This is a genomic window from Oceanibaculum indicum P24 (assembly GCF_000299935.1).
Lineage (GTDB): Bacteria > Pseudomonadota > Alphaproteobacteria > Oceanibaculales > Oceanibaculaceae > Oceanibaculum > Oceanibaculum indicum.
On the sequence record NZ_AMRL01000005.1, the window covers coordinates 107,014 to 123,070 of the forward strand.

Below are 16,057 nucleotides of genomic sequence, written 5' to 3' on the forward strand. Positions count from 1 at the left end.
TCCTCAGGCTGATTTCCGCATCGTCCAGCTGCGCCAGCCGCCGCTGGCGGTGATGTCGCGGGCGGTGGCCACGGCACAGGCCTCGCACAGGAAGCCCGGCACCCAGCGCCCGTCCGCCAGCTCCACCTTGCCGATACCCAGCGGCGCGCCGATGCCGGCCAGGAATCCGCCCAGTTCGCTGGCAGGCAGGCTCCACAGCTCCCCGGCGATGGGGGCGCCGACGGACTCCTGCCGCACCAGGCCGGGGCGCGGCGGCACCAGATTATCCAGCGCATAGAGCCGGTAGTGGGGGGCTGTCTCGATCTCGCAGATCGGCGTGCCGCCACGGGCCAGCAATTCCCCGCTCAGCGGCAGGCCGCTCATATGGGCGCCGAACACCGCCAGTTCGATGCGGTCGCCCGCCGGCATGGCCAGGCTGGATTTCGGCAGCGTCTTGCCGGTGGCGCCCATGGTCACGCCAGCAGCTTCGTGCAGCGACGCGCCCAGCGCCAGCAGTGAGGCATCCGTAAAGGCCGGCGCGAACAGGGTGACGCCGAAGGGCAGCCCGTCCGGCTGGAAACCTGCCGGGACCGCGACGGCGGCGAGGTCGAACAGGTTCATGAAATTGGTGTAGTAGCCAAGCTGGCTGTTGAGGCGCACCGGATCGGCCTCCACATCGGCGATGCGGTGGATGGTGCCGGCGGTCGGTGTCAGCATGGCATCGACCTGTTCCCACGCCTTGCGCGCTTCCTGCGCCAGTTCCCGCAGCCTGTATTGCGCGCGGAAGGAATCGACCGCATCGAATTTCCAGCCGCCCTCGACAATGCCACGCACCACCGGATGGCCGGCATCGGGATTGGCCTTCAGGAAATCGCCGACGGCGGCGGTGCGCTCTGCCACCCACGGCCCTTCATAGAGCAGCCTTGCGGCTTCCAGGAAGGGTGTCAGGTCGATCTCCACCAGCGTCGCACCCAGATCGGTGCAGCGCCGCTTCGCCGCCTCGAACAGGGCCGGCGTGTGCGGGTTGCCGAAGAAGGCGAAGTCCGCCGCGCGCGGCACGCCAAGGCGCAGGCCCGCCCAGCCGGGCAGGGCAGGCGGGACCGCCGGCATGGCGCGGGAGAAGGGCTCGCCCGCATCATACTGGCCGGCGACCGCCGCCACGGCGGCGGCGTCGCTACAGGTCAGCGCGAACACGGTCACGCAGTCCAGCGACCGGCAGGCCGGCACCACGCCGCGCGTGCTGACCAGCCCTAGGCTGCCCTTCCAGCCGACGAGATTGCAGAAGGCGGCGGGCACCCGGCCGGAGCCCGCCGTGTCGGTGCCCAGCGCGAAGCTGACCGCGCCGCCAGACACCGCGATGGCGGAGCCGGAGCTGGAGCCGCCCGACACATAGTCCGGGTCGAACGGGTTGCGGCCCGGCCCGTAGGGCGAGCGCGCGCCGACCAGCCCGGTGGCGAACTGGTCCAGATTGGTCTTGCCGATGAGGATGGCTCCAGCTTCGCGCAGCAGCGCGATGGCAGGCGCATCCGCCGCCGGCACATAGGCGAATTCCGGGCAGGCGGCGGTCGTCGGCAGGCCGCCCGCATCGATATTGTCCTTCACCGCGAAGGGCACGCCATAAAGCGGCAGCTCCGCGCGGTCACGGGACTTCAGCGCCTCCGCCTCCGCGAGGATGTCCTGTTCCTCACGGATCAGGATCCAGCCATTCAGCTCCGCTTGTGCCCGCGCACGGCGCAGGGCTTCCAGCGCTACATCGGCGGGGCTGCCGCCCTCCTCATAGAAGGCAGACAGCGCGGACAGGTCGAAGGAGAGATCACGCATCGGAGGCATCCTGCGTCTGGGAGAGGTTCCGGTCGTTCACGAAGCCGGCGCTGGCGGCACTGACCACGATGACGTGGGAGCGCGCGGCCAGGGCGGCGGTTTCCGCATCGCCGCGCAGGATCGCGGTGACGATGGCCTCATGCTCGTCCCAGCTCTTGCGCAGGCGGCCCAGCACATGGAACTGGGCGCGGCGGAACGGGGCCAGCCGGCTGCGGGTGGAACTCACCAGATCGGCCAGATAGCCGGAATGGCAGCCCTCATAGATCAGCCCGTGGAACTGCATGTTGAAGGCGGAATAGTCCTCCAGCGCGCCGTCGCGCACCAGCTCCGCCGAGTGCTGGTGCATGTCGGATAGCGCCCTTCGCTCGCCGGCGGTCATGCGCTGGGCAGCAAGCCGGGCGCAGGCCGATTCCAGCTCTGCCATCGCCTCGAACATTTCGGTCAGGCGCTGGTCGGTGATGGTGGCGACGACACAGCCGCGGTTCGGCCTACGCTTCGCCAGCCCCATGGCGCAGAGCTGGCCCAGCGCCTCGCGTACCGGCGTGCGGGAGACGCCGAAGCGCTCCGCCATCTTCGGCTCGTCCAGCTTCTCGCCGGGCGGCAGCAATCCCTTCACGATGTCGTCGGCCAGCGCGCGCACCATCTCGTCCACCGTGGTGCCGGTGCGCAGCAGCCTTCTTTTTTGCTGCATCATGCGGGCATCTCTCCTGCCAGGCTGATCCCCTGATGAATTTCCGGCGGGTGCGGAATCGCGTCAAGCAGCGTGCGGGTATAGTCGCTGGCGGGCGCCTTCAGCACGGTCTCGGTCTCGCCTTCCTCGACGATCACCCCCTGACGCATGACCATGACACGGTCGCAGATCAGCCGCACCACGTTCAGATCGTGGCTGATGAACAGGTAGCTCATGCCCAGCTCGACCTTCAGGTCGGCCAGCAAATTCAGCACCACCGCCTGCACCGAGACGTCCAGCGCCGCCGTCGGCTCGTCCAGGATCACCAGCTTCGGGTCCAGCGCGATGGCCCGCGCGATGCCGACGCGTGCCTTTTGCCCGCCGGACAGCTGGTGCGGAAAACGGTCCAGCAACTCCACCGGCAATCCCACCAGCCGAGCCAGCTCCTCGACGCGGGGACGGGCAGCATCCGTGCCCTTCAGCCCGCCCATCAGCAGCAGCGGGTCGGCGATGGATCGGAAGGCGCTCCAGCGCGGGTTCAGGCTGTCGGTCGGGTCCTGGAACACCATCTGCAGCTTGCTGCGCTTCGGCGCACGGGCAAAACGCGCGGCCGGCATGGCGCCGATATCCTCGCCATCGAACAGGATGCTGCCGGATGTCGGGTCGGTCAGCCGCATCACCATGGCGGAGGTGGTGGATTTGCCGCAGCCGCTCTCGCCGACCAGCCCCAGGCTCTCGCCCTCATGCACGGTGAAGGAGATGCCATCGACTGCGCGGAAGGCGGGGCTGTCGCCACGCGGCGGGAATTCCTTCACCAGCTCGCGCACTTCCAGCAGCGGCTTGCCGCGTGGCACGGCGGCGGGGGCCGGGCGTGGTTCCGGCAGCAGGTCGCGGATGCGCGAATCCAGCCGCGGCGTGGCACGCAGCAGACGCTGCGTATAGGGGTGGGATGGCCGGTCGAACAGGCTGGCAGTGCGCGCCTGCTCCACCACCTTGCCCTTCTCCATGACGACGATGCGGTCGCAATAGGCCGCCGCGAGGCCAAGGTCATGGGTGATCAGGATGGCGGACATGCCGCGCTCGCGCGTCAGTTCGCGCATCAGATCCATCACCGTCTTCTGCGTGGTAACGTCCAGGCCGGTGGTCGGCTCGTCGGCGATCAGCAGCTGCGGCCGGCAGGCCAGCGCGATGGCGATCACGATGCGCTGGCACATGCCGCCCGACAGCTCGAACGGATAGGCGTGGTAGCGCTCCTCCGGGTTGGCGATCTTCACCGCGCGCAGCATCTCGATGGCGGCCTTCTTCGCCGTCGCGCGCACGGCCAGCGCATGTTCGATCAGCACATCCTCGATCTGCCGCCCGACGCTGCGGATCGGGTTCAGCGCGGCGCGCGGATTCTGGAACACCATGGACATTTCGCGGCCGCGCAGCTCCGTCATCACCTTCTCGGGCGCGCTGTGCACCGGCACGCCGCCGAACACGATACTGCCCTCGGCGATGCGGCCGGCGCGGTCTAGGATGCGCATGACGGCGAAGGAGGTGACGGACTTGCCGGAGCCGGATTCGCCGACGATGCCGACCGTCTCGCCCTTGCCGACGGCGACGCTGACGCGTTCGATGGCGCGCACCGTGCCGCGCCGCGTGGCGAACTCGACCGTAAGGTCCTTAACGTCGAGCAGCGGGATGGCGTTCATGGTTCCGTCCTCCCTCAGGTGCGGCGCTGCGGATCGACGAGGTCGCGCAGACCGTCGCCCATCAGGTTGAAGGTGAAGACCGCCAGCATCAGCGCGGCACCGGGGAACAGCGCCAGCCACCATTCGCCGGACATGATGAAGTTGGCCCCCTCGGCGACCATGATGCCCCATTCCGGTGTCGGCGGACGCACGCCCAGACCGATGAAGGACAGGCCGGCGGCATTCAGGATCGCCCAGCCGAGATTGAGCGATATCTGCACCATCATTGGCGGCAGGGCATTCGGGAAAATATGTACTGCCAGCACGCGCAGATCGCTGTTGCCCGACAGCTTGGCGGCCTGCACGAAGCCGGCCTCGCGGCGGATGTTCACCTCGGCGCGGGCCATGCGGGCATAGAAGGGCAGGTTGATGATGGCGGTGGCGTAGATCACGTTCTCGATGGTGTTGCCCGCCGCCGCGACGATACCCATGGCCAGCACGAACAGCGGGAAGGCCATGATAGTATCGAGGCAGCGCCCGACGATACGGTCGGTCCAGCCGCCATAATAGCCGGCGAGCGAGCCCAGCACCGATCCGGCGAGGAAGGACAGCGCCACGGCGGCGACGGAGATCGACAGGTCCAGCCTTGTGGCGATGACGACACGGGAGAACACGTCGCGGCCCAGATGGTCGGTGCCGAACCAGTGGCTCCAGGAGGGGGGCTGCAACGCGCGGTCGCCGCTCGTCGCCAGCGGATCATAGGGCACCAGCCAAGGGCCGAACAGCGCGGCCAGGACGAACATGCCGAACAGGGCGAAAGACAGGGCGGTCACCGGGTTGCTGGCCAGCACATAGCGGAAGTGCCGCCAGAAGCTGTTGCGCTTCGTTGCCGGGACTGCGGCCGGATCGGTCAGCGTGGTCATGGCTCAGTCCTCCAGCCGCAGGCGCGGATCGACCAGCGTATAGACGATGTCGATGGTCAGGTTCAGGGCGACAAACAACAGCGCCATCGCCAGCACGAAGCCCTGCACGGCGGCATAGTCGGAGACCACCAGCGCCTCGATGGCGTAGGAGCCGATGCCCGGCCAGGCGAATACCTTCTCGACCAGCACATTGGCGCCCAGCGCGAAGGAGAACACCATGCCCAGCGTTGTGATGACCGGCAGCAGCGCGTTGCGGAAGCCATAGGCGAACAGCACCTTGCGCTTCGACAGGCCGGCGGCGCGGGCGGTGCGGATGAAGTCGCTGCCCAGCACCTGCAGCATGGAGGCGCGCGTCATGCGGGCGATGGGGGCGAGCGTGAACAGCGCCAGCGTCAGCGCCGGCAGGGCAATATGGGCCAGCGCGCTGCCGAAGGCGCCGATATCGCCGGCCAGCAGGGAATCGATGGTGTAGAAGCCGGTCACATGGGCGGGCGGCAGGTAGAGGATATCCAGCCGGCCCATTGGCGGCGGCGCCCAGCCCAGCAGGTAATAGAACAGATAGACCAGCGCCAGGCCGGTGAAGAAGGTCGGCAGCGACACGCCGGCGGTCACCACGAAGCGACACAGATGGTCTATCCAGCTGTCCGGCCGGGTGGCGGCCAGCACGCCCAGCGGTACGGCGATGGCGATGGACATCATCAGGGCGATCAGCGTCAGCTCGACCGAGGCGGGCAGGCGCGTGAGGATTTCGTGCAGCACCGGCTGGCCGGTCGAGATCGACATGCCGAGATTGCCGGTCACGAGGTCGCCGAGATAGGCCAGGAACTGGATCGGCAGCGGCTGATCGAGGCCCAGACTCTTGCGGATTTCCGCGATCGAGGCGGCGTCGGCGGCGGGGCCGGCGAAATAGACCGCCGGGTCGCCGGGCAGCGCGCGGGTCAGCAGGAAGGTAACGATCACGATGCCCGCGAGGGCGGGCACCGCCTGCAACAGGCGGCGCCCGACAAGCCGGACCTTGGGCGGCATGGCCACCAGGATGGAGATGCCCATGGGTCCGGCCCTCCCTTACGCGGTCTTGAAGGTGAGCGTCCGCACGTCCGGCATGCGGTGGAACCAGAACTCGTAACCCTCCACGCCCGGGCGCATGGCGGTGTCGAGATAGGGCTGGTAGAGCGGGATGCGCGGCACGTCGTCGAACGCCTTGGCGATCATCCGCTTGATCTTCGGGGCGTAGTCCGGGTTGTCCATCGGCATGTGCAGCGTCTCGTTGATGAGCTGCATCATCTCCGCATCGTCATAGTTCGACGCATTGAACAGGTTGCCCTTCACATAGGCCCAGAAGAAGTAATAGTCCGGCGTGTTCAGCCAGCCGCCGAAATTGTCCAGCAGCAGCGGCAGCTTCTTCTCGACCAGCGCCACGGTGCGCCAGTTGGCGCCCGGGATCTTGTCGATGGTCGCCTTGATGCCGATCTTCGCCAGCCCTTCCTGGATCAGCAGGGCCGTCGGCTCGCCCCAGGAGGCGGTACCGAGGTCAAAGGACAGCGGCACCTCGAAGCCATCCTTGTAGGGCGTCTGGGCCAGCAGTTCCTTCGCCTTGTCGTAGTCGGTGGTGTAGGGGAAGGGCTGCGGCCAGGCGATATCCGTCGGCTCCATGCTGGCGCCGCCCCACATCTTGGCGCCGCGCTCATAGGCGGCGTTCTTGTGGATTTCCTCATAGGGCACCGCATAGGCGATGGCCTGGCGTACCAGCTTGTTCTTGAACGGCTCGAAGATCAGGTTCGGGCACAGCACATGCAGGCAGTTCTCGATCGGCGTGCCGACCACCTTCACGCTCTTCAGTGCCGCCAGCTCCTTCGCGTCCTTCGCCGGAATGTCGTGCGACAGATGCACGTCGCCGCGCTCGATCAGCGCCCGGCGGGTCGCCTGCGAGGGAATCTCGCGCACGATGATGCGCTTGGCGGCGGGCAGCGGGCCGCCCTTCCAGGCGTCGTTGCGGCTATAGACCAGCTGCTGGCCCGGGTCCCAGCGTTCCACCTTGTAGGCGCCGGAACCGGCCGGGTTGCGGTGCAGATACTCCATCGCCCACGGGTCCTTCTCCGTGGCGTTCGCCTTGGCGACCTTGGAATTGATGATGAAGGGTACCGGCACGGCAAGGTCGGGCAGCGTCAGCTTCGACTGGCGCAGGAAGTTGATCTTGAAGGTCTTGGCATCGACCACCTCGAACTGCTCCGGCTTTTCCAGCGAGCCGGCCTTCATCTGCACGGTCGGGAAGCCACCGACGGAGACGGCGCGGTCGAGCGACCATTTCACGTCTTCCGCCGTCACCGGGCTGCCATCCCAGAAGGTGGCATCCTTCAGCTTGAAGGTGACGGAGTTGCCGTCCGGCGCGATCTCCCAGCTTTCCGCCAGCTCGCCTTCCAGCTTGGAATAATCGTAGCTGAGCGAGCCGTCCGGCATGGTCTTGGTGCCGAAGGTCAGCAGCCGGTCATAGCAGTTCACCGAGACCTGATAGCTTGGCCGGTTGGTGCCGGTGCGATGCAGGTCCAGGCTGTTGATCGTGCTGCCGATCACCACGACCAGCGTGTCGGCGGCGGCAGCGGAGGCGGGCAGGACCTTGAGGAAGGGCAGCATGCCGGCGCCGAGAGCGACGCTGGTGCCGGCCTTGAGGAAGTCTCTCCGGTTCATGGCGGGTTATCCTTCGACAGTGGAACTGCCAAAGTGCATGCACTTTCCGGGCCAGTCGGTTACTTCAAATTTATGTCATTTAATTCAATGTATTATCTGTCTTGATCAGAAGCCTTTGGATTCTCCAAAAACTGGAGAGATCAAAAAATAGGCGATGCAATTTTATTGCATAAAAATTGGACACAGATATGGCCGCGAATATCGGGCATCAAAAACGCATCGGCCCGGGATGTGCCCCAGGCCGATGGAAAACGGTTCAGCGATGGTCGGGATCGGCGGGTGCCGCGTCAGCTCCGCTCGGAGCCTTCCGCCTTCAGCGCCCACATCAGCGACAGGACAGCGCCCTTGCAGCGCGGCAGCAACAGCAGGGTCAGCGCCAGCGTGATCACCGACCAGCCGATGCCCTGCAGCCAGATATCGGGCTGGTAGGCACGCTCCAGCCACAGCATCGGCGGCATGACGAGATGGGCGACGATGAAGACCGTCAGCCACGGCGGCATGTCGTCGGCACGGAAATGGCCATAGGCCTCGCCGCAATGGCTGCAGGCGGGCGTCACCTTCAGGTAGGCATGCAGCAGGCCAGGCGTGCCGCATTTCGGACATCGGCGCTGCAGGCCGCGCCACAGCACGGTCGGCAGGGACGGAGGAAGGCGCAGGGCGTTCACGGCTTTCATGTCGCTGTTGTCCGGTGTTCCGTAAGGCTAGCCGCTAACATGGCAGCAGGCGAGGCTTTTGCCATCCTCCCGCAGGCATGGTGCGGCGCTATGCCTCAAGCCGTCACTCCGCCGCACTCCTGTCCGCCGCCGAGGCGAGCTGCCGCCCGACCAGCCGGGCATAGAGCCCACCCTGTGCCAGCAGCTCCGCATGGTGGCCGGTTTCGACGACACGGCCCTGGTCCAGCACGACGATGCGGTCGGCGCCGCGCACGGTGGACAGCCGGTGCGCGATGACGATGGTGGTTCGGCCCTGCTGCAGCCGGTCCAGCGCCGCGCGCACCGCCTGCTCGTTCACCGCGTCCAGATGCGAGGTGGCCTCGTCCAGCACCAGCACCGGCGCGTCTTTCAGGAAGGCGCGGGCGATGGCGACACGCTGGCGCTGTCCGCCGGACAGGCTGGTGCCGCGTTCGCCGACCCTGGTCGCCAGCCCATCGGGCAGGGCCTCCACCAGATCGGTGAGGGAGGCGTTGCGCACTGCCGCCTCGATATCCGTAGCACTGGCATCGGGCCGGGCGAGGCGGATATTGGCCTCCAGCGTGTCGTTGAACAGGTAGGTGTCCTGCGCCACCAGCGCGATGCGGGTGCGCAGATCGTCCAGCTTCCAGCGCCGCAGATCCTGGCCGTCCAGTACGATGCGGCCGGATTCCGGGTCCCAGAAGCGCATCAGCAGTTGCGCCAGCGTGGTCTTGCCGGCACCTGACGGGCCGACCAGCGCCACCGTCTCGCCCGGCTGTGCGTGGAAGCTGACGCCGGTCAGTGCCGGACGGCTGGTTCCGGGGTAGCGGAAGCCGACTTCCTCCAGCACCAGATCGGCGCCCTGCGCGCCTTCTGCCCGCGCGACCTCCACACCGGGGCCGTCTTCCACCACAGGCTTTTCCTGCTCCACCGCATGGATACGCCGTGTGGCGCCCAACGTGTCGGCAAGCTGCCGGCCGATCTGCGCGATCTCGGATACCGGAAGGAAGGCGGCCAGCGCCAGCAGGGTCAGCAGCGGCAGATGGCCGGCATCGATGGCGCCAATGGAAGCCAGATAGGCCCCGGTGACGACGATGGCGAGGCCGCCAAGTCCGGTCAGCACCTCCAGCAGGCTGTGCTGCGCCGTCAGCTCGCGGAAGAACGGCATGCGCAGATGCATGTGATGCTCGGTCAGCCGGTCGAGCGCATCGCCGCGCGTCCGTTCCTGCCGGTTGGCGACGATCTCGCCCAGCCCCTGCACGGTATCGACGGCATGCGCGGCCAGCTCGCCGGCGGCTTCCCGCGCGCGCGATCCCAGCCGGTCCACGCGGCGGCGCATCAGCCAGGGGCTCAACCCCACCGCCAGCAGGAAGGGCAGCAGCACGAGCGCCAGTAGCGGGTCCTGGCCGGCCAGCACCGCCAGCACGACGGCGGGCACCAGCACGGCGACGACGGCGGGGGTGATGGTGTGGGCGAAGAAGTACTCCACCAGTTCGATATCATGGGTGGCGATGCCCATCAGGTCGCCGGTGCGGCGGCGCACCAGATAGGCCGGCGCCAGCTTGTCCAGCTTGTTGAACATGGCGATGCGCATCTCCGCCAGCAGCCGGAAGGCGACATCGTGCGCCAGCCAGGATTCCGCCCAGTGCAGGATGCCGGCCAGCGGTGCCGTCACGAACAGCCAGGGCAGCAGGTGCCCGAAAGGCTGGCCGTTCTTCAGTGCCAGCACGATCAGCGCGCTGACCACGCCGACGCCGATGAAGGCGGCGACCCGGGTGACGCCGAAGATGAAGGTCAGCGCCATCTTGCCGCGCCATGGGGTGATCAGCCGCATCAGGATGACGATCAGCTGGCCCCAGCCCAGCCCCTCGGCGGCGACGATGCCCTCGGTCGGCCCGACGGCCTGTCCGGTGGGAAGATCGGCAGCAGCCTGCGCCGGCGCATCGGTCTTCGCCGCACCGTCCAGCAGCGGCGCATCCTGCCGGCGTTCGGCATCCTTCGCCTGCTCGGCCATGAGGGCCGCATAGACGCCGCCCTTTTCCATCAGCGCGGCGTGGTTGCCTTCCTCCGCCACTCTGCCCTCATCCAGCACCAGAATGCGGTCGCAGCCGATGATGCTGGACAGGCGGTGCGCCAGCACCAGCGTGGTGCGGCCCTGCATCAGCCGGTCCAGCGCCTGCTGGATGACCGCCTCATTCTCGGCATCGATGGCCGACAGCGCCTCATCCAGGATCAGGATCGGGGCGTCGCGCAGGATGGCGCGGGCAATGGCCACGCGCTGGCGCTGGCCGCCGGACAGCTTGATGCCCTTCTCGCCGATCAGCGTGTCATAGCCCTGCGGCAGCCCCATGATGAAATCGTGGATGTTGGCCGCTTTCGCCGCCTCGATCATGGCGTCCCGGTCGGCGTCGGGGCGGCCCAGCAGGATATTCTCGCCAATCGTGCCGTGGAACAGATAGGCGTCCTGATGCACGACGGCGATGCGGCTGCGGATATCGGCGAAGGGAATCTGCCGCAGGTCGGTGCCGCCGATGCGGATATGGCCCCGGTCGGGATCGAAGAAGCGCAGCAGCAGCCGCACGATGGAGGATTTGCCGACGCCGGACGGGCCGACGATGCCGACCCGCTCGCCCGGCTTTACGGAGAAGCTGAGGCCATCATGGGTCAGCCGCCGGCTGCCCGGATAGGCGAAGGCGACATCCTCGAAGCTGATGGAAGGCTCCAGCGCGGCAGGCGCAGGACCGGTCGCGTCAGGCACCGGCGGCTGGGCGTCGAAGATGCGATAGACACCCTGCGCCGCCGACAGCCCGACCATGCCCTCATGCAGCACGGTGCGCAGATCGCGCATCGGGCGGAACATCTCAATGCCGGTCATCAGGATCATCAGCAGCGCGGTCAGCTCCATGGCGCCGGCCTCCACGCGGAAGGCGCCCAGCGCCAGCGCCGCCGCCGCGCCCAGCGCGATGGAGGTATCGGTGATGCCACGTGCCAGCGTGTTGGTCGCCAGCACCCACATGGTGGAGCGGAACAGATCGCGCGCCTTCACCGCCAGCAACTCGGCGCGCGGGCGGCTCTGCCCGAAGGCCTTCAGCGTGGCGAGGCCCTGGATCGAATCCAGCAGTTCGGAGGCGAAGGCCGAATAGGCACGCTGCCGGTCGCGTGCCTTGCGGGTGTCAAGCTTGTGCCAGGCCGCCGGGGCGAACAGCGCCAGCAGGGCAAAGCCCAGCATGATCAGCGCCACCGGTAGGTCCAGCCAGGCGACGAAGCCGAAGATCAGGAAAGGGGTGAGGGCGGAGACCAGCAGCTGCGGGATGTACTTGCCGAAATAGGTCTCCAGCTGCTCCACACTGTCGATCAGGGTCAGCGCCAGGTCGCCGGAGCGCTGCTGGCCGACATAGGCCGGCCCCAGTGCCGCGATCTTGTCGTAGATGGCGCGTCGCAGCTTCGCCTGCACACGGGCGGCGGTTTCGTGTGCGACCATGATGCGCCATTGCTCGAAGAAGCCGCGCAGGATCATGGCCAATCCGACCAGCACCGCCGGCAGCAGGATTTCCTGCAGCGTCGCGCCCTGGAACACCCTGGCGATCAGCCAGCCCAGCAAGGCAAGGCGCGCGATGCCGAGGGCGACTGCCATGAGGCCGATGGCAACGGCACCGGCGATGCGCCAGCGCACACCCTCGGTATAGGCCCACAGGCGCATCTCAAAATGCATGTCGAACTCCGCTTTCGCTGCAACTGGATCGCAACAGCTTATCGCATGCGCACAGTCAGAACAGCCTGCATGACGGGATAGGGGCGATACGCCCCTGTAACAGCCGGAGATCGGTAACGGCTAGCTTAGCGGATCAGCGGGATCACCAGGCTGGCCAGCCACAGCGAGACGGCGCCGCCGGCGCTGTAGCGCGCATAGCGCTGGTAGATGTCACGCAAGGTGCTGCCGATCACCTTCTGGCGGCGGCTTTCCGGCAGCGGATGGGTCTTGCCCAGCAGCAGCCACGTCTCGGTGCGGCGGTAGTCGGTGCTGGCCGCCGCCATGGCGCGATAGGCGAGGATGGCGGCCATGATGATCATGGTCGCCGCCCCGACCTTGAGGGACAGGGTGACATCGAAGCTGAAGGCGATCATGAGGGTGCCAACCGCCAGCAGGGCGAAGGCCGTGCCCCGGCGCACCGAAATTTCCGCGCAATCCTTTATACGGTCCATGAACAGCCACCCCATCTTCAGGTGACGGTCAATATCAGAACTTCATAATCTGAATGTGCGCAAACCGTTGCGCAAGAGGGATTCAGCTGGCTGACTGCAGGCCCAGGCTGGGGGCAAGGCCGTAATAGCCCAGCACCGCCCAATAGACGAAGCGGATGACCAGCAGCCAGAAGATGGCTACCAGCGGCAGCAGCCCGCGTGTGACGAAATCGGGGGTGATCGCGCCCGCAGCGTTCAGGACGGGATCGGTCAGCCGGCAGAAGGCCCGCCAGATATAGTTGTGCCAGTCGGGGGACACGAACAGCCCCAGCAGCATGCGGCCCAGCAGCGTATAGATCAGGGCGGCGATGATGTAGTTGGGGATATGGAAGTACCAATAGTCCCAGAACGGATTGCCGGAGATCATGCTGTTTTTTTGTCCTGAATGACGTTTCCTGCCGGGACAAAGCCTAGCAAAGCGGAAAAGAAAAGGGCAGGGCCATGCGGCCCTGCCCAGTTTCGTTCCGGAAGAGGCCTTTTAGGCCTTTTCCTCCATCAGGGTCTGACCCCTCGGGATGCGGATCGAGTCGATGAAATCCTGCATCTCCCTGGATGGCGGCGGCGTCATCATGCTGACGATGATGGTCGCCAGGAAGCCCGTCGGGATACCGAACAGGCCCGCCGAGATGTTGGAGACACCGAACCACAGCGGCATGCCGAAATACTTCGTCCCCACCAGGTAGAACAGGGTGAAGCCGAAGCCGACAAGCATACCGGCGATGGCGCCTTCCTTCGTGCAGCGTTTCCACCACACACCCAGCACCAGCACGGGGAACAACCCGGCCGCCGCCAGCGAGAAGGCCCAGGCGACAAGTGCCAGGATGCCACCCGGTCTTGTCGAAGCGACCGCCGCTGCCAGGATCGCGACCACAACCAGCAGGATGCGGGCGACGACCAGACGCTTGGCCGTGGAGGCCTGCGGATCGATCATGCGGTAGTAGATATCGTGGCTGAGCGCGTTGGCGATGGCCAGCAGCAGGCCGTCCGCAGTGGACAGCGCGGCTGCCAGACCGCCGGCGGCGACCAGACCCGCGATCACGTAGGGCAGGCCGGCGATTTCCGGGGTCGCGATCACGATCACGTCCGGATTGATCTTCAGTTCGGCGAACTGAAGGATGCCGTCCTTGTTGGCGTCGGCGATGGTGACAAGGCCGATGTCGGAGTAGATCTTCACCCAGTTCGGCAGTTCGGCGATGGTCGCACCGATGACGTTGGTGAAGATTTCGTACTTCGCGAAGGCGGCATAGGCCGGCGCCGTGAAATACAGCAGGAAGATGAACAGCAGGCTCCAGCCGACCGACTTGCGGGCATCACGGACGCTGGGCGTCGTGAAGAACCGCATCAGCACGTGCGGCAGGGAGGCCGTACCGACCATCAGACACAGGATCAGCGCGAAGAAGTTCAGCGGATCGAAGGTCGTAAATGGCATCACGTGTGCCTGGGCACCCGCGAGGGCCGGCTTCGTCTGCTCCAGCTCGGTGATGCGCTGCAGGATTTCGCCATACATCAGCTGCGGGATCGGAATGCCCGTGGTCTGGGCCGACAGGATAACGACCGGCACCAGGTAGGCGATGATCAGCACGATGTACTGTGCGACCTGCGTCCAGGTAACCGCCCGCATGCCGCCCATCATCGAGCAGACCAGAATGCCGATCAGACCCACGAACACGGCGATCTCGAAGGAGATGCCGAGGAAGCGCGAGGCGATCGTGCCGACACCCACCACCTGACCGACAATGTAGGTGAAGGAGCAGGCAAACAGCACCAGAATGCCGATCGACCGGGCGAAGTTGCCGCCGAAACGCGCACCCAGGAAGTCGGGCACGGTATAGGCGCCGAACTTGCGCAGGTATGGTGCGATCAGCACCGCCACCAGCACATAGCCGCCGGTCCAGCCCAGCACGAAGGCAAGGCCGTCATAGCCGCGGGCATACAGGCCGCCCGCCATGGCGATGAAGGATGCGGCGCTCATCCAGTCCGCGGCGGTCGCCATGCCGTTGTAGAGCGGCGGCACGCGGCGTCCGGCGACGTAGTATTCGGACACCTGCATGGTCCGCGACAGGATGCCGATGCCGGCATAGACCGCGATCGTGAAGAACACGAACAGATAGCCGATGATCTTGTTCGGGACGCCCAGCTGCTCAAGGATCGCGAGCAGGATGACGAAGCCCAGGAAGCCGCCGGTATAGACACCGTAGATGCGGCCAAGGTTGGAAATGAAATCCCCTTTCATGGCATGTCCCCCGCTCAGTCTTCAGCGACGCCGCATTCCTCATCGATCTGGTTCTGCTTGGCCGAATACCAGAAGATGAGGACGACGAAGGCAATGAGCGAACCCTGCGCGGCCATGTAGAAGCCGAGCGGGAAGCCGATGAAGTTGATTTCGTTCAGCGCACTGACGAAGAAGTGCACGACGAAGCTGAAAAAGAACCAGATGGCCAATGTGACCCACATCAGCGACTTGGTCCGTTGCCAGTGCTCCACCGCCTTTTCGGGTGAAGTCGAGGAATCGCTAGACATTTCGAATACGTCTCCCTCCTGTTTGCCGGGCGGCTGATTTTTTGTTTATTTCCGCCCCAAATGACCCTTTTACGCACAATTGTCTTTGCCCGATTTTTTCAGGCAAAGCTGTGCGCGCAATCGAAACGGCTCTACCTAAACCTTCTCTTGCGCTTACCCGAAAATAGCATAGCCTATTATTTGTCAAAACAATAATTCTGGGCGGGGGAGGATTTGTTAGCTTCGATTACACGTCTTTGGCGGCCCGAATCTTCAGTAGAGGACGCTGCGGCCTTTCGTCGTTTCATGGCCGAGCAGTCGGCTTTTGTGGCGCAGAAATGCACATTCGAGTATGCACGCGCCCGCGCCGGGCTGAACTGGGACAAGCTGTTCCGGGAAATGGCCTTCCGCCAGGCGGTGGAAAAATCGCGCTGGGAAGCCTTCTGCTATGTGCTGTCCGACATCGGGATCATCCTGGAGGGCGCCTTGCGACCGCACGCGGCGGAGCGAGAGCTCGAACTGGCGGAGCGCATGGGGCGGCTGTTCGAGTTGTGCCTGCTGGAACATGCCATCCCCGACCACCGGCCGGAGGGCTGGGGCGATGAGATCGAGGCCTTCAAACTGCGCCTTGCCCAGGCACAGCTGGCGGCGCCCAGGGCGCCCTACGATATCGGCCTGACCTCAGGCGGGCGCATCTACAAGGTGCTGCCGATCCACAGCAACCTCACCCGCTTCGACCGCGAACTGGTGACCAATAACATCCGCTTCGCGCTGTGCCGTTTCCATGAGGATATGCAGCGGCGGCTGGTGCCCGCTGCCGTCGTGGCGGACCTGCTGACCAGCGCCCCGGCTGCCCATCCGGCCGCCCCCTCTGGCGAGAGCTGAGCGGGGGCC

At 65.9% G+C, this 16,057-nt stretch carries 13 protein-coding genes; 1 reads left to right on the top strand and 12 read right to left on the bottom strand.

The features are described 5' to 3' along the window. Nucleotides 1–3: 3 nt before the first annotated feature. The 12 genes from atzF to P24_RS06100 form a co-directional block, all read right to left on the bottom strand. Nucleotides 4–1,800 carry an allophanate hydrolase gene (gene atzF / locus P24_RS06045; protein ID WP_008943812.1) on the bottom strand — a complete coding sequence of 599 codons (1,797 nt, stop codon included), beginning with the start codon at nucleotides 1,798–1,800 and terminating at the stop codon, nucleotides 4–6. Beyond that, entirely contained in the window at nucleotides 1,793–2,494 is a 702-nt protein-coding gene (locus P24_RS06050) for a GntR family transcriptional regulator (protein ID WP_008943813.1), read from the bottom strand. The genes atzF and P24_RS06050 overlap by 8 nt, the downstream gene beginning before the upstream one ends. Further along, nucleotides 2,491–4,164 carry a dipeptide ABC transporter ATP-binding protein gene (locus P24_RS06055; RefSeq protein ID WP_008943814.1) on the bottom strand — a complete coding sequence of 558 codons (1,674 nt, stop codon included), beginning with the start codon at nucleotides 4,162–4,164 and terminating at the stop codon, nucleotides 2,491–2,493. The genes P24_RS06050 and P24_RS06055 overlap by 4 nt, the downstream gene beginning before the upstream one ends. Nucleotides 4,165–4,178: 14 nt before the next feature. After that, nucleotides 4,179–5,066, bottom strand: coding sequence for an ABC transporter permease (locus P24_RS06060; protein ID WP_008943815.1), 888 nt, complete (start codon nucleotides 5,064–5,066; stop codon nucleotides 4,179–4,181). Nucleotides 5,067–5,069: 3 nt separating this feature from the next. Further along, complete coding sequence (locus tag P24_RS06065) at nucleotides 5,070–6,116, bottom strand: ABC transporter permease (protein WP_008943816.1); 1,047 nt, start codon at nucleotides 6,114–6,116, stop codon at nucleotides 5,070–5,072. Between the two features lie 15 nt (nucleotides 6,117–6,131). Beyond that, on the bottom strand, nucleotides 6,132–7,751 hold the full coding sequence (locus tag P24_RS06070) for an ABC transporter substrate-binding protein (RefSeq protein WP_008943817.1): 1,620 nt from the start codon (nucleotides 7,749–7,751) through the stop codon (nucleotides 6,132–6,134). Nucleotides 7,752–8,038: 287 nt separating this feature from the next. Then, nucleotides 8,039–8,425: a DUF983 domain-containing protein gene (locus P24_RS06075; RefSeq protein WP_008943818.1), complete on the bottom strand. Its 387-nt coding sequence runs from the start codon at nucleotides 8,423–8,425 to the stop codon at nucleotides 8,039–8,041. Between the two features lie 103 nt (nucleotides 8,426–8,528). Continuing rightward, the gene (cydC, locus tag P24_RS06080) at nucleotides 8,529–12,134 is read right to left on the bottom strand and encodes a thiol reductant ABC exporter subunit CydC (RefSeq protein ID WP_008943819.1); all 3,606 of its coding nucleotides are present in this window, start codon (nucleotides 12,132–12,134) and stop codon (nucleotides 8,529–8,531) included. A gap of 125 nt (nucleotides 12,135–12,259) precedes the next feature. Next, complete coding sequence (locus P24_RS19105; protein ID WP_008943820.1) at nucleotides 12,260–12,625, bottom strand: hypothetical protein; 366 nt, start codon at nucleotides 12,623–12,625, stop codon at nucleotides 12,260–12,262. Nucleotides 12,626–12,707: 82 nt separating this feature from the next. Next, complete coding sequence (locus tag P24_RS06090) at nucleotides 12,708–13,031, bottom strand: YggT family protein (protein ID WP_008943821.1); 324 nt, start codon at nucleotides 13,029–13,031, stop codon at nucleotides 12,708–12,710. Between the two features lie 111 nt (nucleotides 13,032–13,142). Further along, nucleotides 13,143–14,897 (bottom strand): sodium:solute symporter family protein, encoded by a 1,755-nt coding sequence (locus P24_RS06095; protein WP_008943822.1) that lies wholly within the window; start codon nucleotides 14,895–14,897, stop codon nucleotides 13,143–13,145. A gap of 14 nt (nucleotides 14,898–14,911) precedes the next feature. After that, entirely contained in the window at nucleotides 14,912–15,184 is a 273-nt protein-coding gene (locus P24_RS06100) for a DUF4212 domain-containing protein (RefSeq protein WP_051013087.1), read from the bottom strand. Nucleotides 15,185–15,469: 285 nt separating this feature from the next. Between P24_RS06100 and P24_RS06105 the strand changes: the two genes are divergently transcribed. Beyond that, nucleotides 15,470–16,048 (top strand): hypothetical protein, encoded by a 579-nt coding sequence (locus P24_RS06105; RefSeq protein WP_008943824.1) that lies wholly within the window; start codon nucleotides 15,470–15,472, stop codon nucleotides 16,046–16,048. Nucleotides 16,049–16,057 lie beyond the last annotated feature (9 nt).